Annotated in this window: 14 protein-coding genes; 6 read left to right on the forward strand and 8 right to left on the reverse strand. The window is 53.0% G+C overall.

Features of this window, described 5'->3' with window-relative positions; translation table 11 throughout:
• Positions 1–11: 11 nt before the first annotated feature.
• Together ACJJIQ_RS20180 and ACJJIQ_RS20185 are read left to right on the forward strand one after the other, a co-directional pair.
• Positions 12–3,593: an ABC transporter permease/M1 family aminopeptidase gene (locus ACJJIQ_RS20180; protein WP_445362857.1), complete on the forward strand. Its 3,582-nt coding sequence runs from the start codon at positions 12–14 to the stop codon at positions 3,591–3,593.
• A gap of 161 nt (positions 3,594–3,754) precedes the next feature.
• On the forward strand, positions 3,755–4,144 hold the full coding sequence (locus ACJJIQ_RS20185; protein ID WP_108735392.1) for an acyl-CoA thioesterase: 390 nt from the start codon (positions 3,755–3,757) through the stop codon (positions 4,142–4,144).
• Positions 4,145–4,213: 69 nt separating this feature from the next.
• Here ACJJIQ_RS20185 and ACJJIQ_RS20190 read toward each other — a convergent pair whose 3' ends face one another.
• Both ACJJIQ_RS20190 and uvrD read right to left on the reverse strand, forming a co-directional pair.
• On the reverse strand, positions 4,214–5,347 hold the full coding sequence (locus ACJJIQ_RS20190) for a TRAP transporter substrate-binding protein (protein ID WP_444892397.1): 1,134 nt from the start codon (positions 5,345–5,347) through the stop codon (positions 4,214–4,216).
• Between the two features lie 232 nt (positions 5,348–5,579).
• Positions 5,580–7,784 carry a DNA helicase II gene (gene uvrD, locus ACJJIQ_RS20195; RefSeq protein ID WP_445362858.1) on the reverse strand — a complete coding sequence of 735 codons (2,205 nt, stop codon included), beginning with the start codon at positions 7,782–7,784 and terminating at the stop codon, positions 5,580–5,582.
• A 144-nt stretch (positions 7,785–7,928) separates the two neighbouring features.
• Between uvrD and hexR the strand changes: the two genes are divergently transcribed.
• Together hexR and ACJJIQ_RS20205 are read left to right on the forward strand one after the other, a co-directional pair.
• Positions 7,929–8,783, forward strand: coding sequence for a transcriptional regulator HexR (gene hexR / locus ACJJIQ_RS20200; protein WP_282930602.1), 855 nt, complete (start codon positions 7,929–7,931; stop codon positions 8,781–8,783).
• A 117-nt stretch (positions 8,784–8,900) separates the two neighbouring features.
• The gene (locus ACJJIQ_RS20205) at positions 8,901–10,160 is read left to right on the forward strand and encodes a multidrug effflux MFS transporter (protein WP_445362859.1); all 1,260 of its coding nucleotides are present in this window, start codon (positions 8,901–8,903) and stop codon (positions 10,158–10,160) included.
• A 10-nt stretch (positions 10,161–10,170) separates the two neighbouring features.
• On the opposite strand, the gene gstA is transcribed toward ACJJIQ_RS20205, so the two are convergent.
• Positions 10,171–10,776 (reverse strand): glutathione transferase GstA, encoded by a 606-nt coding sequence (gene gstA / locus ACJJIQ_RS20210; protein WP_445362860.1) that lies wholly within the window; start codon positions 10,774–10,776, stop codon positions 10,171–10,173.
• Between the two features lie 114 nt (positions 10,777–10,890).
• On the reverse strand, positions 10,891–11,286 hold the full coding sequence (locus ACJJIQ_RS20215; protein WP_445362861.1) for a DoxX family protein: 396 nt from the start codon (positions 11,284–11,286) through the stop codon (positions 10,891–10,893).
• 519 nt (positions 11,287–11,805) lie between these two features.
• Between ACJJIQ_RS20215 and ACJJIQ_RS20220 the strand changes: the two genes are divergently transcribed.
• Both ACJJIQ_RS20220 and ACJJIQ_RS20225 read left to right on the forward strand, forming a co-directional pair.
• Positions 11,806–13,107 (forward strand): cation:proton antiporter, encoded by a 1,302-nt coding sequence (locus ACJJIQ_RS20220; protein WP_282930598.1) that lies wholly within the window; start codon positions 11,806–11,808, stop codon positions 13,105–13,107.
• Between the two features lie 13 nt (positions 13,108–13,120).
• The gene (locus ACJJIQ_RS20225; protein ID WP_282930597.1) at positions 13,121–14,977 is read left to right on the forward strand and encodes a monovalent cation:proton antiporter-2 (CPA2) family protein; all 1,857 of its coding nucleotides are present in this window, start codon (positions 13,121–13,123) and stop codon (positions 14,975–14,977) included.
• A 14-nt stretch (positions 14,978–14,991) separates the two neighbouring features.
• Here the strand turns inward: ACJJIQ_RS20225 and ACJJIQ_RS20230 are convergent, their stop codons facing one another.
• The 4 genes from ACJJIQ_RS20230 to ACJJIQ_RS20245 all read right to left on the reverse strand — a co-directional run bounded on the left by ACJJIQ_RS20230 (position 14,992) and on the right by ACJJIQ_RS20245 (position 18,277).
• Positions 14,992–15,342 (reverse strand): AraC family ligand binding domain-containing protein, encoded by a 351-nt coding sequence (locus tag ACJJIQ_RS20230; RefSeq protein ID WP_445362862.1) that lies wholly within the window; start codon positions 15,340–15,342, stop codon positions 14,992–14,994.
• A 44-nt stretch (positions 15,343–15,386) separates the two neighbouring features.
• A complete protein-coding gene (locus tag ACJJIQ_RS20235; RefSeq protein WP_413663851.1) occupies positions 15,387–17,006 on the reverse strand; it encodes a Na+/H+ antiporter in 1,620 nt (539 codons plus the stop codon).
• 42 nt (positions 17,007–17,048) lie between these two features.
• Positions 17,049–17,219 (reverse strand): hypothetical protein, encoded by a 171-nt coding sequence (locus tag ACJJIQ_RS20240; protein ID WP_445362863.1) that lies wholly within the window; start codon positions 17,217–17,219, stop codon positions 17,049–17,051.
• A gap of 242 nt (positions 17,220–17,461) precedes the next feature.
• A complete protein-coding gene (locus tag ACJJIQ_RS20245) occupies positions 17,462–18,277 on the reverse strand; it encodes a class II aldolase/adducin family protein (protein ID WP_445362864.1) in 816 nt (271 codons plus the stop codon).
• Positions 18,278–18,469: the final 192 nt, after the last annotated feature.

An 18,469-nucleotide genomic window follows, 5' to 3' on the forward strand; every position in this document is an offset into this window, starting at 1 on the left:
AGGATATCAACATGTTTTTATCGGTTGCCAAATTTGAACTTCAGTACCAACTGCGCCAGCCACTGTTTTATGTGACCAGCCTGGTATTTTTTCTACTGACTTTTGGTGCTATGACCGTCGACAACATACAGATCGGCGGCGGTGGGGGTAACACCCTGATCAACTCCCCCTACGCGATTATGCTGACCCTATTAATAATGTGCGTTTTCAGCATTTTTATTACTGCCGCCTTCGCAGCCAACCCGGTGCTACGCGATCGCGATATAAAAATGGAAGGTATTGTCTTCAGTACCCCGATCAGTAAGCACGACTATTTATTGGGTCGCTTCACTGGATCATTTATCGTGGCCTTCCTGGCTTTCTCAACTGCGGCGCTGGGTATGCTGCTCGGCTCCTGGATGCCCTGGCTGGACCCAGAGCGCCTGGGGCCCACCCAAATCTCCCACTATCTGCACACCTTATTCATACTTATCCTTCCCAGCATGCTGTTTTGCAGCGCCATGTTTTTTAGCCTGGCAGCCATAACTCGCAGCATGATGGCCACTTACGTGGGGTTGATCGCCTTCCTGGTGCTCTATTTCACCAGTCAGGGAATGATGGATGAACCCGCCTATCACAGTGCCGCAGCACTGGCCGACCCCTTTGGTCTCGCGGCCTTCCAGGAAGCAACTCGCTACTGGACCGCTTTCGATCGCAATATGTCCATGATCGCGCTGGAGGGAAACTATCTTATCAACCGCTTAATATGGCTGGGGGCCAGCTTACTATTTATAGGTTTGGGCTATAAATGTTTTTCATTTACCGAGCGCAAACCGCTTTGGTCGCGCCGACGCACTGTGGAAGCAGAAGAGGATGAGGCACCTCGCTATAACAAGCCCCTACCGCGAGTCACTCCCAGGTTTGGCACGGCTGCAGTTTGGCAGCAATTTCGCGCTCGCTGCGGCTTTGAAGTCACAGCGGTGGTAAAAAGCCTGGCCTTTTGGGTAATCCTGGCACTGGGTATTCTCAATGTATTGAGCGCATCCCTAAATTTGGAAGCGATATTTGGCACTGCGGTATACCCGGTAACCCGCTCTATGGTCAGTCTGATCCAGGGCGCCTTCAGCCTGATTATGCTGATTATCCTGATCTACTACGGAGCTGAATTGGTATGGCGGGAGCGCCAGGCCGGCTGCCATGAAATTATGGATGCTGTGCCCACACCCAGTTGGATTTTTGTCGCGAGCAAGTTTATTGCGATGTTGGTGGTTCTGGCTGGCATCCTGATTGCTTGCATGCTCACCACTGTCGCTGTACAGCTGAGCAAGGGGTACACAACGCTTGAGCCGGGCCTGTACTTTTACGGTGTCTGGTACCAGTTCGCGATGCCTTTCTACCTGATGGCAATCCTATCGATCTTTGCCCAAGTAATAACCCGCAACAAATTCCTCGGTATGTTACTGATGGTGGGCTACCTGATTAGCTCCAGTATTCTCGATGGCCTCGGTTTCGAGCACAATCTCTATCAGTTCGCCGGTTGGAACGCGGCACCTTATTCAGACATGAATGGCTATGGTCACTTTGAGCAGGGGCGGGCTTGGTTTGCATTTTACTGGATCAACTTCAGCCTGATACTGGCAATCTTGAGCTACGGACTCTGGCAGCGCGGTACTCTGGCTCCACTCGTGAGCCGGATCAAGGCCCTGCGCTTCCAACTGGGGCTATCCAGCCGCTTAACTGCCGCCACCGCCCTAGTACTGTTTATCAGCAGTGGCGCCTTTATTTTCTACAATACCAATATTCTCAATCACTACGAAACCAGCAAGGATCGGGAGCAGCTGGCCGCAGACTACGAGAAGAAGTACAAAGCCCTGGAGGACAAACCCGCACCACATATCACCGATGTCAAAGTCGATGTGGATATCTTCCCCGATGAGCGCCGCTATGAAGTACGCGGCCGTTACTTCCTGGTTAATAAACGCAACGAATCGATCGAAGAAGTGGTTATCGGGCTGGATCGCGGCCTTAGGGTGAACCAGTTATCCCTGGATCAGGCCACATTGCGCGACAAGGACGAGCAGTTCGGCCACTATTTCTTTGACTTGGATCGGCCTCTGCAACCCGGTGAGTCTCTCACCCTGGAGTTTGATTTAAGCAGGATCAATCGCGGCTTTATGAACTCCGGCTCCTCCACAACCTTGGTGCAAAACGGTACCTTCTTTAATAACAATGAAGCGCTGCCGTTTATCGGTTACAACGGCAATGCTGAGCTGACCGACCGCCATCTGCGCAGGAAGCACGACCTACCGCCGCCGCAGCGTATGCCCAAACTGGAGGACAAGGGCCACTACCGGGAGTCCTATTTGCGCAGCGACTCCGACTGGATCAATTTTGAAACCACCGTCAGTACTTCCCTGGGGCAGATAGCTCTGGCGCCCGGCTACCTGCAAAAAGACTGGCAGGAGGGACAGCGCCACTATTTCCATTACAAGATGGATGCGCCCATTCACAACTTTTTCTCCTACCTTTCAGCAGACTACACAGTGGTCAAAGACCGCTGGCAGGATGTCGCGATCGAGGTCTACCACCACAAGCCCCACGACTACAACGTGGATCGCATGGTCGAGGGGGTGAAAAAGTCTCTGGAATACTTCAGCGAGGCATTCAGCCCCTACCAGTATCGCCAGCTGCGTATCGTCGAGTTTCCAGGCTATGAAACCTTTGCCCAGGCATTCCCCAACACCGTGCCCTTCTCTGAATCTATCGGCTTTGTCGCCGACCTGCGGGACCCGGATGAAATTGATTACGTCTTCTATGTCACCGCTCACGAGGTGGCACACCAGTGGTGGGCACATCAATTGATTGGCGCCAATGTGCAGGGCGCAACCCTATTATCAGAAACCCTGGCGCAGTACTCTGCACTGATGGTGATGGAGCGGGAATACGGCCCGGAAAAGATGCGTCGCTTCCTCAAATATGAGCTGGATAGCTACCTGAGTGCGCGGGGTTCCGAGTTGCTAGAAGAGCTGCCCTTAACCCACAACGAGAACCAATCCTATATCCACTACCGCAAGGGTTCCCTGGCGATGTACGCCCTTAAGGATGCGATGGGTGAAGACGCCGTTAATGAGGCCCTGGCTTCCCTACTAAAAGAAAAGGGCTTCTCCAGCGATCCCTATCCCACCAGCATGGACTTAGTGGCGAGACTCCGGGCCCGGGCCGAAGCCTCTCAGCAAGAGCTGATCACCGATATGCTGGAGCGAGTGGTCCTCTTTGACCTTCAGGTCGCAAGTGCCACCTCCGAGCTATTGGAAAATGGCAATTATCACGTCTTGTTGGAACTGGAGGCACGCAAATACGAAGCCGATGGAGATGGTCAGGAAAAAGAGATACCCATGAAGAACTGGATAGATGTCGCCATTTTTGCAGAAGATCCTGACAAAGATACCAGTTCAGATAATGTGCTCTACTTCGCCAAACAGGAGATCAGTGAAGAAACCACCTTGCTGGAGTTTGAGGTAAAGGGTAAACCGAGCATTGCCGGCTTTGATCCCTACATCAAGATGATCGACAAAAACCCGGACGATAACTTGCTGGCTATCGAGACTCTTTAGTTCCACAGGCCCAGTCTCCCCCGGTGCCTTAACTGCACCGAGGGAGACTGAAGGCCGAAATTTATTCTGGTCAATTACTGGCCAAATTGTGCTAGAATGCGCCACCATTCCAGTAGTGGAAACCAATAACTCTAACAATCTGTGAGTACCCGATGTCCGCACTGTCAGCTCTCGATGAAGATCCGCAACCCACAGGCACGCTAACCCTGCAAACCCTGGCTATGCCCCGCGATACCAATCCGCAGGGGGATGTTTTTGCCGGTTGGCTGATGTCGCAGATGGACCTCGCTGGCGCCATTCTCGCGCAAACCATGGCGCGCGGCCGTGTCACAACTGTTGCGGTGGGCAGCATGGTTTTCCTGCGCCCGGTTCCGGTTGGCTCAACAGTCAGCTGCTATGCGGAAGCCATTGAAGAAGGGCGCTCCTCAATTCGTACCATGGTTGAGGTTTGGCTGACGCGGGTGGATTCCGGTGAGCAGGTCAAGGTCACCGAGGGTGAGTTTGTATTTGTCGCTATCGACGATGCCGGCCGTACCAGACCGCTGCCCTGATTGTAGGTTTCGAGTTCGCCGGCTGTAGAGCAACACAGCCGGCAATATCATCGGCCCAGTAGTTGGGCGCTAATCTTCCTTTAACTCTCTCGCCTGGTAGTAAGCCTCTTCACTGATCTCGTGGTAGGGCTTCACATCTCGTTCAAATTCTTTAAAGGCTTTGTAAACACGAGCAAACTCCGGGTCCTGCTGCGCCGTCTCCTGCATAATTTCGTTGTTGATCTTCTTCAGGTGAGACAGAACATCCTCCGGCAAGCGCTCCACTTTTACCCCGTGCTCTTCTACCAGCTCCTTGAGGGCCCGGTTATTGCGTGCCGTGTATTCGTCCAGCATATCCTGGTTAGCTTCACGGGCGGCGACCCGCACTATTTCCTGCAAATCAGCAGGCAGTTTTTCGAACGCCTTTTTATTAACGATAAACTCCAGGATAGAGCCCGGCTCGTGCCACCCGGGGTAGTAGTAATACTCAGCGACCTGGTGGAAACCAAAAGCGAGATCGTTGTAGGGCCCCACCCATTCGGTAGCATCGATCACTCCAGTCTGGAGGGCGGTGTAGAGTTCTCCACCGGGAATGGTCACCGCAGTGCCGCCTGCGCGGTTTAAAACCTCACCACCCAGGCCGGGAATACGCATCTTTAGGCCCTTTAAATCCTTCACCGACTCAATCGGTTTGTTAAACCAGCCCGCCATCTGTACACCGGTGGAGCCCCCTGCAAGTGGGATCAGGTTAAAGGGCTCGTAGATCTCCTCCCAGAGTTCGAGACCGCCACCGTGGTGCAACCAACCATTCATTTCCTGGGCATTCAAGCCAAAAGGCACCGCAGTAAAAAACTGGGCAGCGGGCACCTTGCCTTTCCAGTAATAGGCAGCACCGTGTCCCATCTGCGCGGCGCCTTCCGATACAGCACCAAATACGCCCAGGGCAGGTACCAACTCACCGGCACCGTACACTTTGATCCTGAGACGCCCGGCTGACATCGCCTCGACTTTCTTGGCAAAACGCTCCGGCGCACTGCCGAGGCCAGGGAAATTCTTGGGCCAGGTAGTAACTAATTTCCACTCGAACAGCTCTTTATTGCCCTCTGCGGAAAAGTGCTGGGCAGGGCCCATTGCTGCACGGGAAGCTACCAGGGCGGCGAAGGTAATGGCGAGCAGGGCTAAGAGCCCGAGAATGATAGCCGGGTACCAATTGAGTTTTTTCATTGCTACTAATTTATCGTTATTTTTGTATTGTACAAATTATCGGCAGACGCTTTGGTCGCCAACTTAGGTCCTCAGGGGAAGTTCCCTGTGATCTGACCCTGGTATTTTGAATGGATTGCCGCTATCGCTGGAATCCATTCACCACTATCTAACTTTCAATTCTGCATGCCTCTCAGTACCGACATGCTCCCGCACTCAGTATTTAATGCTTAGTGCCAGCTCAAGCCATCACTCAAAGCGGCTGCAACTTGGCCATTGAAAGTATCAGCCTCTTGTCGCCAACATCATCAAAATTAACCAGCACCCGCATTCGAGGACCCGTTCCCTCAAACTCAATGACAGTTCCTTCACCAAACTTGGCATGGTCCACTCGCCCGCCCAGGACCAGCGGGGGCAAATCATCGAAGTCTGGCGCCGGGTCAGAAAACTGGCCTACCTTGCCGTAATCCGCCTGGTAGAGTGGGCGGGAAATTTCGGTCTTCAGGCGCACTTCTTGTACAAACTTGGACGGAATTTCGCCGATAAAGCGGGAAGGGCTGTTATAGGTTTCGCTGCCAAACAGACGCCGGTTTTCCGCGTAGGTAATGTATAGCTTGCGCATGGCGCGGGTGATACCCACATAGCAGAGGCGTCTCTCCTCCTCCATGCGGCCGGGCTCCTGCGCAGACATCTTGTGGGGGAAAAGGTTTTCCTCCACACCCGCCATAAATACCAGGGGAAACTCCAAGCCTTTGGCGGAGTGCAGGGTCATCAGCTGGACGGCATCCTCAAACTCATCCGCCTGGCCTTCTCCGGCATCGAGGGCAGCACTGTCGAGGAACTGGTTAAGAAGCGGGATTTCCTCCTCATCTTCCTCTCCCTCGGGCAGGCCTGCACCGGTAAAGCCGCGACAGGCAGTGACCAGTTCCTGCAAGTTCTCCACCCGTGTTTGGCCTTTCTCGCCTTTCTCTTTGCCGTGAAACTCCAACAAACCGCTGTTTTCGATCACATCCTCAGCAATAGCATCCAACTCTTTATCTTCTGCATTCGCTGCCAGCTGGTTAATCAGGTCCAGGAAGCTCTGCAGGGCATTGCCGGCGCGAGCAGCCAAAACCCGTTGCTGCAACATCAGCTTGGCCGCCTGCCACAGGGAGCAGCCCTGCTCCCGGGCATAAGAACGCACCATCTCTACAGTGCGCGCACCGATGCCACGGGTGGGCGTATTCACCACTCGTTCAAACGCAGTGTCATCATCGCGGTTGGTAATCAGGCGCAGGTAAGACAGGGCATTCTTGATTTCCAGGCGCTCGTAGAAGCGCTGGCCGCCATAGATACGGTAGGGAACCTGCTCGCGCAAAAGCCCTTCTTCAAGTACCCGGGATTGGGCATTGGAACGGTAGAGGATGGCGATGCTGTCGCGGCGATTACCGTCGCGCACCCAGTCATTGATGCGCTCGACAATAAAGCGCGATTCATCCTGTTCGTTGTAGGCCGCGTAGACGGCGATGGGCTCACCCTCTTCACCCTTGGTCCACAACTCCTTGCCTAGGCGACCACTGTTATTAGCGATCACCGCATTTGCCGCATTTAGAATGGTGGAGGTGGACCTGTAGTTCTGCTCCAGTCGCACCGTCTGCACTTCTCGTAAGTCTGTGGAAAAGTGCTGGATATTCTCGATCTTGGCACCGCGCCAACCGTAGATAGACTGGTCATCGTCACCCACGGCGGTGATATGGCACTGCTCACCGGCGAGTAAGCGCAACCAGGCATATTGAATCGTGTTGGTATCCTGGAACTCATCCACCAGGATATGGGGGAAGCGCCGGCGGTAGTGGGCCAGAATAGCGTCGTTATTGAGCCAGAGCTCGTGGGCGCGCAGCAGCAGCTCGCCGAAATCCACCAATCCACCGCGCTGACAGGCCTCTTCATAGGCGAAATAGATTCGCACCATGGTCTGCAACCAGGGATCGGCGCCGGCATTGATATATTGCGGACGCAGACCTTCATCTTTCTGCGCGCCAATCCACCACTGGGTTTCACGCGGTGACCACTTTTTATCATCCAGCCCCAGATCTGCCTGTACCCGCTTGATTAGGCGAAGCTGGTCGTCGGAATCCAGGATCTGGAAGTTCTGCGGCAACTTGGCTTCTTGCCAGTGAGCCTTGAGCAGGCGGTGAGCCAGGCCGTGGAAGGTGCCCACCCACATGCCAAAGGTATTCACCCCCAGCAGCTCTTCGATACGGGCGCGCATCTCGCGGGCCGCCTTGTTGGTAAAGGTTACCGCCATAATGGAGTAGGGCGAGGCGCCCTCCACCTGCATCAGCCAGGCGATGCGGTGTACCAGCACCCGGGTCTTGCCCGAGCCGGCACCGGCCAGAACCAATTGATTGCCGGGCGCGGCAGCTACTGCTTCGCGCTGGGCGTCGTTGAGGGGGTCTAAAATCTGAGATACGTCCATGGGCGAAGATTGTACCAGAGCTGATGCACAAGACCTGTGTAAATAAACAGGATTTTGTCCCGCCTGACAATGTAATGTGATGTCGCTCGCCAGCAGAGGGCGCAGCGGCTAAACTGCGCCATCTGGCATAGAGAAGGAAGTCCTGTGAAACCGGCGGAAGTAACGCAACGAATCAGTGAACAACTGTCATCCATGCGCAAATCAGAGCGCAAGGTGGCGGAGTATATTCTCGCCAACCCCGATGAAATCATTCATATGCGCATCGTCGACCTGGCTACTGAAGCCCAGGTGAGTGAACCGACCGTGGTGCGCTTTTGCCGCGCCGTGGGCTGCTCCGGATTCCAGGAGTTCAAGCTGAACCTGGCGCAGCAGCTGGCTTCCAGCCCCAGCTTCGGCCAGATTGCGGTTACGGAAACGGATACCATTGCCGAGTATAAGCGCAAGGTTTTCGACTCCACGGTGGATACCCTGCTGAAAGTCCGCGATAGAATTGACGACCGTGCCCTCGAGGCCGCTGTCACTGCGATGGCCGCTTCCAAGCGGGTGGAATTCTTCGGTTTTGGCGCCTCCGGTGCCGTCGCCGCCGATGCCCAGCACAAGTTCTTCCGCCTACAGTTGGCCACCGCTGCCCACTCGGACCACCACATCCAGAATATGTCGGCCATGTCCATGCAAGCGGGAGATGTAGTAGTAGCTATCTCCCAGAGCGGTCGCACCAAGGCCTTACTTCGCTCCATGAGCATGGCAAAAGAGCAGGGCGCTCTAGTGGTTGGTTTGGCACCGAGCGGCTCGCCGGTAGCACAGCAAGCCAGCATCCCACTGGAAGTGGATGTAGAAGAGGATATTGAGATCTATACGCCGCTGTCCTCGCGCATCGCCCACCTGGTGGTAATCGATGTCCTCGCTATCGGCGTAGCCCAGCGCAAAGGTCCTCAGCTACAGGAGCACCTGTTGAAACTGAAACAGGGACTGTACACATTGCGGGAAGACAAGCACTAAACTCCCTGATATCCAAAGCGGGCAAGGGACAATGTGCCCGCCCGTTTCTACCAAAGCCATTTCCCGCCAATTGGGCTTTGCCGGGAAGATCCTTCCAGGCTGTACCTGAGCAACATAATGACATCCATCGCTTCTAACCCGGACGAGAAAGCCCCGCGCTGGCTAGTGGTGTGGCTGGCCGCACTCGTTTCCCTGACACCTTTTTCCATCGACAGCTACCTGCCGGCCATTCCGGCGATGGCGGCGGCCCTGGATACAGAAGTCGAGCGGATGCAGTACTCAGTGTCCAGTTTTCTGCTGGGCTTTGCCCTCGGACAACTATTTGGCGGACCGTTATCAGATCGCTGGGGACGGCGCCTTGTAGGAACTATCGGCCTCAGTATCTATATAGCCAGCTCCCTGTTAGTCCTGTTTACCGACCATGTAGACCAACTGATTATCCTGCGCTTCTGCCAGGCAGTTGGCGGCGGCTTTGCCACAGTAATATGTGCTGCCATAGTGCGCGACCTACACAGTGGCCGTGAGGCGGCAAAAATTATTTCCCTGATTAGCACCATCATGCTGATTGCACCGCTGATCGCCCCGGTGATCGGCTCCGCACTGCTAGCCGTAGGCGGCTGGCAGAGTATTTTCGTCTTTTTGTTACTGTACGCTCTGGCAATGCTCGTACTAGTACAGCTGCTGCTACCGGAGACTGTCTCCCGCTTTACCCGCGCACGCCGCCAGATGATGCCGCTAAAGTCTCTCGTGGGCAGCTACGGCCAGGTTTTGCGCAATCCCCGCGCTATTGGGTTCCTGATTGCACAAGCCTGTGTCAGCGGTTCGATGTTTATCTACATCACCACCGCTCCCTTTGTGTTTATGGATTACTTCGGTGTTAGTGCAAATCAGTTTCCACTGTTTTTCGGTATCTGCGTGCTCGGGCTTATTTGCATGGTTCAGGTGAACATCCGCCTGCTGAACTTTTTTGAGCCGCGCAATATCCTGCTGGCGGGTATTGTGTTGCAGCTATTGGGTTGCGGCCTACTGCTGCTGGGAACTATGACAGGAGTCAAAGAACTTACCCTGTGGATGATTCCCCTGGTACTGGTGATGAGCTGTATCGGTATTACCGGCCCCAATGCCGCCGCCTGTTATTTGGAATTCTTCCCCAAAATCAGCGGTAGTGCCAATGCGCTATACGGCGCCGCCCTGTTTATTACCGGGGGGATACTGGGTGGAATGGCGAGCAGCCTGCACACCGGAACCCTGACACCTATTGCAGGATCTATGGCGGGCTGTGCTTTTGTGGCACTACTCTCTGCACTATTTGTCGCGAAGGTTCGCCAACCGATCGAGTCCGATATCCCTGCGACCCGGCGCTTTACCCCGCGTTAATGGCAGCTCTTTACACCGGCTCTAAACTTTCCTCCTGAAGCGCCCACTGCACTGCGGGCCTTTCTTCCATTCTCTTTTGGAATGCTTGAAGCCGGGGCCACCGGGGCATATCAAACTGCTGATGTTTCAGCCAGCGAGAGAGAACATACAGGTAGGCATCGGCAACCGTGAAACCGTCTCCCATTAAGTAGTCTTTATCAAGCTGCCCTTCGATATAGTCAAACCAGCGGATAAGCCTAACCCGGGAATCCTCCTGTTCTTCTTCTGTACCATGCCAAAACAGTGGTTTGAATAGCTTGTGGACTTCAGCACTGAGGAAGTTGAGCCATTCGAGAAGCCGGTAATGGGCCAGGGTGCCCACTGGTGGCGCCAGTTGCGCGTCGGGCTTTTGCTCCGCCAAAAACTGGACGATTGCCGGACCTTCTGTCAGTACTTCTCCGCCTTCCAGTTGCAGTGCCGGCACGTACCCTTTAGAACTAATCCTTGTAAAGTCGTCGCCGTTTTCCAGCTCGTGGGTTTTTAGATTGACCTTTTGCAGGCCCAGATTGATCCCTGCTTCACAGGCGACAATATGAGGTGATAGAGAGCAAACACCCGGTGCATAAAAAAGCTTCATGGTAATCCTGTAGAGTCATTACCTATATCCAGGCAGTATAGGCCCGGCTAATTTCTCCCCACTGAAGCTCGATTGAAACTGGCTTGAATTCCTCTATACAACTGTTGCTGAAATCTACTTACCGCGTATCCAATGGTCCAGGCTAAAGCGACCGGCACCGGCACAGGTCAGAATCAGGAAACCACCGGCAATCGTGATATTTTTCATAAAGCTGGTCATTTCTGTTGCATCACTAGGGGACAGGTGTACCAGGAAGGCCGAAGCGAGACAGAACAGGAAAAGGACAAAAGCAGAAATCCGGGTGAATATCCCCAGTAACACCGCGAGTCCTCCCACCAACTCAATAACGATGACCAGGGGCAAAATGAAGCCGGGTATCCCCATGGAAACCATAAAGGCCTCTGTCATTTCGTAGCCGCCAATTTTATTCCAGCCGGCAAATATAAAGATCAGCGACATCAGTACCCGACCGATCAGCTTTGAGGTGTCGCACAACATCGAATGCTTCACTACTACTTCCTCAATTGCGCATTTATGGGTATGGACTATCAACCAGTGTAGACACTGTCGTGAAAATTCATGAGATAGTCGGTAGCTGCCTTTACTCAGGAGGGATAAACACTACTAGATTGGCGTGATAATCATCCTTTTTATTTTCAATAGTCAGTAGGAATCTACTAATTGGCAGTTAGTAAGTAATGAAGTAATGTTTAAAAAGCTAAGGCATTAATGAATTTTAGTGGGTAGGGGAAGTTGATCCGTTTGAGCGCAAAACTGAAAAATGCAGTTGTGTGGCGCCCTAGAGCCGCTACAATTGCGCGCCCATATAAAAGGGAGTTGGCCGCTTGTGCCTGCGCGGCCCGCCCCGGTGTAATCCTGTTGCCCTAGATCCACTCCAAGGGAAATCGAGCAGCCTCTGCACGACTACAATAACGGCACACTCACCATCATATAAATTGCCACCGGGGCGCTCCCCAAAATGGCATTAAACCATCCAAGAATATTTCAGCCCTGGAGTCCACACACGGCATGGAAGTTTATTACACATTTTGTTTTCTTGCCGCTGTATCAGTTTTTCTGGGCTTCTTGAACCAATACGTATTGCGCGCCCAAACCACAATCGCTATTACCGCCGGTGCCCTGGCCCTATCACTATTGGTCACCGCCCTGGGCAAGTTGGGGGTGGTGGAGTTGCGCACCTGGGCAGATCAGCTTCTGCCGCTGCTCAACCTTGAGGATATTCTGCTCAAGGGAATGCTCGGGTTTCTGCTTTTTGCCGGCAGTTTGCATATCGATCTGTTGGAACTGCGCAACCAGAAACTGGAGATCGGTCTTCTCGCCATTGTCGGTACCCTCATTTCCACCTTTGTGGTCGGGGCCCTTCTTTACTGGTTCCTGATGCTGATCAATATGCCGGTAGCTTTTGTTTACTGCCTGTTATTTGGTGCATTGATCTCTCCCACCGACCCTATCGCCGTACTGGCAATTATGAAAAACCTGAAAGCCCCTGAGCAGGTTTCCATTCAGGTGGAAGGTGAGTCCCTGTTTAACGATGGCTTCGGTATCGTGATCTTCGCGGTGATTTATGCACTCGCTTTCGAAGGCGGCCAACCCACAGTACCGGCAGTGGCAGAGCTATTCGCTATCGAGGCACTGGGGGGCATATTGCTGGGACTGATCATTGGTGGCGTTTTCCACTGGGCCATTTGTTGTACCAATGATCACAGCCTGGAATTGATGCTGACCATGGTTATTCCCACCGCCGGTTTTTCCCTGGCCAATGTACTCGGAGTCTCCGGCGCCCTGGCAATGGTGGTGAGTGGTATCATTATTGGCAACTTTACCCGCGAGCGCGGCTTTTCCCGGGTGAGCCAACACGAGCTGGATAATTTCTGGAGCATCACCGAAGATTTCCTCAACGGTTTGCTCTTCCTGCTGGTGGGCCTGTTCCTGATTACTATCGACCTGCGCCCCTCCGACTACCTTCTGATGGCAGTGGGCATTGTCATTGTTCTTACCGCCCGGGTTTTCGCTGTCGGCATACCCTTCCTGTATTTAAAAAGTCGCCGCAAGTACCACCCCTATACCAACCGGATTTTGATATGGGGAGGGTTGAAAGGTGGTCTGGCATTGGCGCTGGCGATGTCGATTCCCGCCGGCAGTGCCTTCGTCCAGGGACAGGACCTTCGCTACCTGTGGGTGGTCATGACCTATGGCGTGGTGCTCTTTTCTATCGTCGTACAGGGCTCTACCATAGCGCCATTGATTCGTCGCAGCCGGGAGTTTTCTGAGCCCGAACGCGACGAGCCCCAGCAACCGACAGCCAAATAGCGATAACGATTAAATGGAACACTCCGGCTTCCTTATTGAGGCAGTAATTTTCATGGCTGCCGCAGTGATTGCGGTACCCATTGCCACCCGCCTGGGCCTGGGCTCAGTCCTCGGTTACTTACTCGCCGGTGTGGCCATAGGCCCAAGTGCCCTAGGCCTGGTCGGCGATGCCAGCGATGAGATGCACGTTGCCGAGTTTGGTGTTGCACTCATGCTGTTCCTGATCGGCTTAGAACTGCAGCCGAAGAAGTTGTGGAAAATGCGCGGTGCTATCCTCGGCACCGGTAGTGCCCAACTACTGTTTTCCGCTGCGGCCATCGCTGGATTGGTTCTCGCCTTTTCCGAGATGGATTGGCGCTCTTCGGTGGCTATCGGGCTGATCCTGGCACTGTCCTCAACTGCGATCGTATTGCAATCCCTCAGTGAAAAGGGCCTGCTGAAAAGCCAGGGCGGGCGCGCTGCATTTGCGGTACTTTTGTTCCAGGATATCGCGGTTATTCCCATCCTCGCGCTATTGCCACTGCTGGCAGGTACCGCTGCCAGCCCCCATGAAAGTGGCTTGAGTGGTTGGTATTACGCATCGGCAGTCATCGGCACCATGCTGGCTTTTATTTTCGCCGGGCGTTACCTCCTCGGTCCCTTACTGCGTCTAATGGCAGGCAGCCAAGTGCGCGAACTGTTTACCGTGAGCGCGCTACTTATCGTATTTGCCGCAGCTGCGGTAATGACCTGGCTGGACCTATCGCCGGCACTGGGTACTTTCCTCGCCGGGGTACTGCTGGCCGAGAGCGAGTTCCGCCATGAGCTGGAAGCGGATATACAGCCTTTTAAGGGCCTGCTGTTGGGTCTCTTCTTTATCGCCGTGGGTGCCAGCCTGAATTTCTCCCTGATCGCGGACAACCCGCTGGTGCTTATCGGATTAGCATTGGCGTTGGTGCTGGTTAAATTTACCGTGCTGTTTGCCCTGGCGCGCACCTTGCGAATGTCAAAGGGCGAGGATTGGTTGTTCGCTCTGTCATTGGCGCAAGCCGGTGAATTCGGTTTTGTATTGGTAGCGTTCTCTACCCAACTTCAGGTCCTGAGTGCGGACATCGGCAATCTGTTAGTAGCTCAAATTGCTCTGACCATGGCCCTGACACCAGTGCTGCTGCTGATCTACGAACAGTTTATCCAGCCTCGGTTTGTCACCGGCCCAGAGGTTCCCGCCAACATAGATACATCACCGCCTGTGGATTCGGGCTCACCGGTAATCATTATTGGCTACGGGCGCTTCGGGCAAATCGCCGGGCGACTTCTAAATGCCTGCGGTTTCAATACCACTTTACTCGAACGCAATGCAGAACAACTGGACCTGGTGCGCCGCTATGGTATCAAGGCTTACTACGGAGATGCCTCGCGAGAGGATCTGCTGCGCGCCGCCGGAGCCCAAAATGCAAAGCTGGTTATCCTGACCTTGAGCGACCAGGCCGCCTGTTTGGAAATTGTGGCCCAGCTGCAAAAACACTTCCCCAATGTGACCATCCTCGCCCGGGCCCGCAACCGTATGCACCAATATGCTTTGATGGAAGCCGGGGTCCGCTATATCTTCCGCGAGACCGTGGACTCGGCCCTGACCATCGGCGAAAAGGCGCTGGAACTATTGGGACTCAGTCCCATACAGGCGCGCCGCGCCGCCTTGAAATTCAAGCAGCACGACCAGCGTATGCTGGAGGCACTTTTCCCCTACTGGCGCGATGAGTCCCAGCATATTGCGCAAAGCCGAATCTATCGCGAGCAGCTTTTGCAGGCATTACAACAAGACCGCCGCGACAAGGACCTGCATCTGGATCACTACTGGGAAGAAGCCAAGCCCGAGATGGAAAAACAGTAAGCCGGTTATTGGCCCTAGGGGTTGTCATTAAGCACGACAATGGCAGCCCTACCAGGACTCAGACTCTCGCTGATATGCCCCTTTCCGTGTAAATCATTGGCTAATAAGATATCTCCGGGAGCAAAGATATATTGTTCACCGGAGCTGGTTGTGAGCTTCACCCTGCCTTCAAGATAAAGAATAAACTGCGCCTGCGGGGCACAGTGCCAATCAAAACGCTGCCCTTCTCTAAACTCCCGGAACTGCACCTGCTTGGCGGGATAGGGGATTGAGTAATTACCCAGGGGCTCGCGCTGGGGACTGTCTATTTTTCTTTTCTGAAAAAGGGAGACCCCATTAACTGAACACAGCTCTACAAACTCCATATCAAGTTTTCACCAATTTTAGCGTGTCTATTACAAGAGAAAATTTATTCTTTGTTAATTAAGCTCGCCTCTACCAGATCGACCTCCAAAACCAATTTGCGGTGGAGCTCATCATCAATCTTCCTGGAGACACGCAATTCCAACAGTTGTTCGCGCTCAGCGGAAAGTGCGGCAAGGTGGTAATGACGCTCAACCCTGGAACGCATCCAGATAATATCCTCGCTTTCATCTTCTCCTAGGGTTATGCGCCGCCGATAAATAGCCAAAAGGTGATCCACCGCCTCAAAAGCGAGATCGCGATCTTTTTCGCCTCGATCAATATCATGACGCATATTCATTAGCTGATTCACTGCCGCTGTGGCAGCAGATATGCGCGCACCTTTTTCATCACCGATAGCGGCAAAATTGGGAGCTTCGGGTAAACGGCGCAATAGAACAGGCAATAAAAAACTTGCCAGCAATAAGGAGAGCAAGATAACGCCCATTGCAATAATCAGGGCTAAATCACGACCGGGCAACGGCTTTCCATCTGTCATAGCGAGGGGAAGGGAAAAGGCTCCCGCCAATGTAATCGCCCCTCTTACCCCGGCGATGGTCAACACGCTAACCAATAAAAAATGGGTACCAAAAGATTCTACTTTCTGCCCAAAACGTGAGAGATATAGGGAGACCCATACCCACACAAATCTCAGGAGAAGTAGTACAACAAATATTGCCAGGACATAAAAAATAATTGTTAAGTCACCAGTGTGGCGCGCACCGGAGAAATCCGCTCCGGTAATTCGAACCAATTGCTCTCCCAACAGAACAAAAATAATACCGTCAAGAACTGCTTGTACTGTTTTCCATACTGCACGGCGGTCCATCCGTGTAGTCGACATTTCCGCGCCGTGTAAGGTGGTATAGTGAGTCGCAATTCCAGCACTGGCAGCCGCCAAAATACCCGATACCTGTAAAGTATGGGCGGCGATATAAGCCGCAAAGGGCACTAATAAGCTCACTAGAACTTGTACAGTAGTGTCCTCACCGCCAATTCTGACCAGCAGGCGCAAAATATATCCACAGGCAAATGCCGCTCCAGCGCCAATAACCACACCGCCGATAGCGACCCAGAAAAAACCAGCCAGTGCGTGGGGAAATGAAAAGGTCCCGGTGAGGGCGGCAATCACTGCAAAACGGAAAATATCCAATCCCGAGGCATCATTAAACAGGGACTCTCCGGCGAGGATATGCTCCAGCCGTGGTGGCATAGAAGTTCCACCGTGGACCACCGATACCGCCACGGGATCGGTCGGTGCCAAAATTGCCGCTACCGCAAAAGCTACCGCCAGTGGCATGACCGGCACCAGCCAGGAAATAAAATATCCCATACCCACAACGGTAAAAAGCACCAATCCAATAGCCAAGGTAACAATGGCACCGATATCTCGAAACAAGGCTCCTTTCGGTATTCGCCAACCGGCAATAAACAATAAGGGCGGAACAAACAGCAGGAAAAAAATTTCTGGCTCGAGGGGTATTTCTATTCCCAAAAAGCTACCCAGTATTGCTCCCGCAGCAATTTGCAATAAAGGCAGTGGAATAGGTAAAGGCAACAGGCGCGCAATAACCAGGGTAATGGCCACAACTAACAACAGCACCAGCGCAATAACCAGATAGTGCATTACTCGCTACAGTTCCCTGTGACGCCTTATTGAAATAGATCTCTATCGAGTAACTGGGGAGCCTCTGAATAACTCCGTAATGCCTCTGCGGGTCTTGAAGGCTGCAGATGTTAGGCGCAGCTCGCCGCGAATGGCCGTAGCCCTTTGCAAGAGCTGCAACGCAGCAGATGTGGCCTTCAAGGCCCGCCCTTCGGGGCTTGCAGAGCGATTCACACTCCGCGTTGCGACTTCTTGAAAGGTCTAGACATTCCTGCGAAGCCGCGCCTTGATTGTGAACCGCTCTGCATGCCAGAGGTATCATGGAGTTATTCAGAGGCTCCCTAGTGCTGTTCACTCAATATCAGGAAGTTTATGCGAGAATAGAAAACAGGGAATAAATTCTGAGAAAAAGTGCCAGTGCTTTGCAGCGCTCCAAAAAATTACTCTGCAAATTTGGCAGTGTTTTTGGGGTTTCTTTACTCAAACATGTCCGGCTGTTCTTTTGCAATTACATTGTAAAGAGGCTGAAAGCTAAATAATCCCGCCAGTTCAGTTCCCACAACCGCCCGGGTTCGTATTGCCACCTCTGGATCAATTAAAATAGGCTGCCCAGCCGCTTCCGCCAGTAACTGAGCCTGGCAGCTTTTTTCCATAGTGATATACCACCAGGCAGCTTCATCGACGGATTTACCCACCGTTAGTAATCCGTGATTCTGCAATATCAGTGCTTTGTGGTTACCCAAGGCTTTAGCAAGGGCTGCGCCTTCTCCCATTTCCAATACCACGCCGGAAAAAGTATCCAGCAAACCGTGATCCCGATAAAAGGCACAAGCATCCTGGGTAATGGGATCTAGAAGGCGTCCGAGAGTAGACCAACTTTTCCCATAAAGGGAATGAGCGTGCGCAGCGGCTACCACATCTGGGCGGGTTTTATGGATGTGAGAATGAATAGTAAAGGCAGCGCCATTAAGGTAACCATCCCCCTCAACCACCTCTCCTTGATGATTGACCAGCAACAGTTGTGACATCATCATCTGTTTAAAAGAAACCCCCATAGGGTTGACCCAAAAGTGATCGTCATATTCCGGGTCACGGACAGTGATATGACCGGCTACGCCTTCATCAAAACCAAATTTTCCAAACAGCCGAAAAGCCGCCGTCAGCTTCCTCTTACGCTCTTCACGAACTTGTTCTGGCGGCTGGGTTGGCTCGCCAAGCAACATATTGATGTCGCCATTCATAACAGCAGCATCAATACCGGTTTTTGTTTTATTTTTTTCTGTCGTAGCCACCTAGCGGCCCTCTCATCTTTGGAAAATGCCGAGGCATGGTTATAGCATGACTTTTATTTTCTATGCGAGGATTAATAACTTAACAAAATGGTGACTGCATAATGCGGAAAAATATAAAAGTGACTTTGATGTCTTTTCTATCAGTTTATTTTCGCCCGGTAGAAATATAAGCAAAAATTTACTGCCAAATAA

It is taken from the genome of Microbulbifer maximicatervae (SeqCode) (assembly GCF_052468295.1).

Excerpts from the sequence above, each read along its gene's own strand:
- ACJJIQ_RS20230 (WP_445362862.1), bottom strand. The coding sequence starts at position 15,342 with ATGGAGTTTGTAGAGCTGTGTTCAGTTAATGGGGTCTCCCTTTTTCAG.
- ACJJIQ_RS20220 (WP_282930598.1), top strand. The coding sequence starts at position 11,806 with ATGGAAGTTTATTACACATTTTGTTTTCTTGCCGCTGTATCAGTTTTT.
- ACJJIQ_RS20225 (WP_282930597.1), top strand. The coding sequence starts at position 13,121 with ATGGAACACTCCGGCTTCCTTATTGAGGCAGTAATTTTCATGGCTGCC.
- ACJJIQ_RS20190 (WP_444892397.1), bottom strand. The coding sequence starts at position 5,347 with ATGAAAAAACTCAATTGGTACCCGGCTATCATTCTCGGGCTCTTAGCC.
- ACJJIQ_RS20235 (WP_413663851.1), bottom strand. The coding sequence starts at position 17,006 with ATGCACTATCTGGTTATTGCGCTGGTGCTGTTGTTAGTTGTGGCCATT.
- ACJJIQ_RS20180 (WP_445362857.1), top strand. The coding sequence starts at position 12 with ATGTTTTTATCGGTTGCCAAATTTGAACTTCAGTACCAACTGCGCCAG.
- ACJJIQ_RS20205 (WP_445362859.1), top strand. The coding sequence starts at position 8,901 with ATGACATCCATCGCTTCTAACCCGGACGAGAAAGCCCCGCGCTGGCTA.
- uvrD (WP_445362858.1), bottom strand. The coding sequence starts at position 7,784 with ATGGACGTATCTCAGATTTTAGACCCCCTCAACGACGCCCAGCGCGAA.
- gstA (WP_445362860.1), bottom strand. The coding sequence starts at position 10,776 with ATGAAGCTTTTTTATGCACCGGGTGTTTGCTCTCTATCACCTCATATT.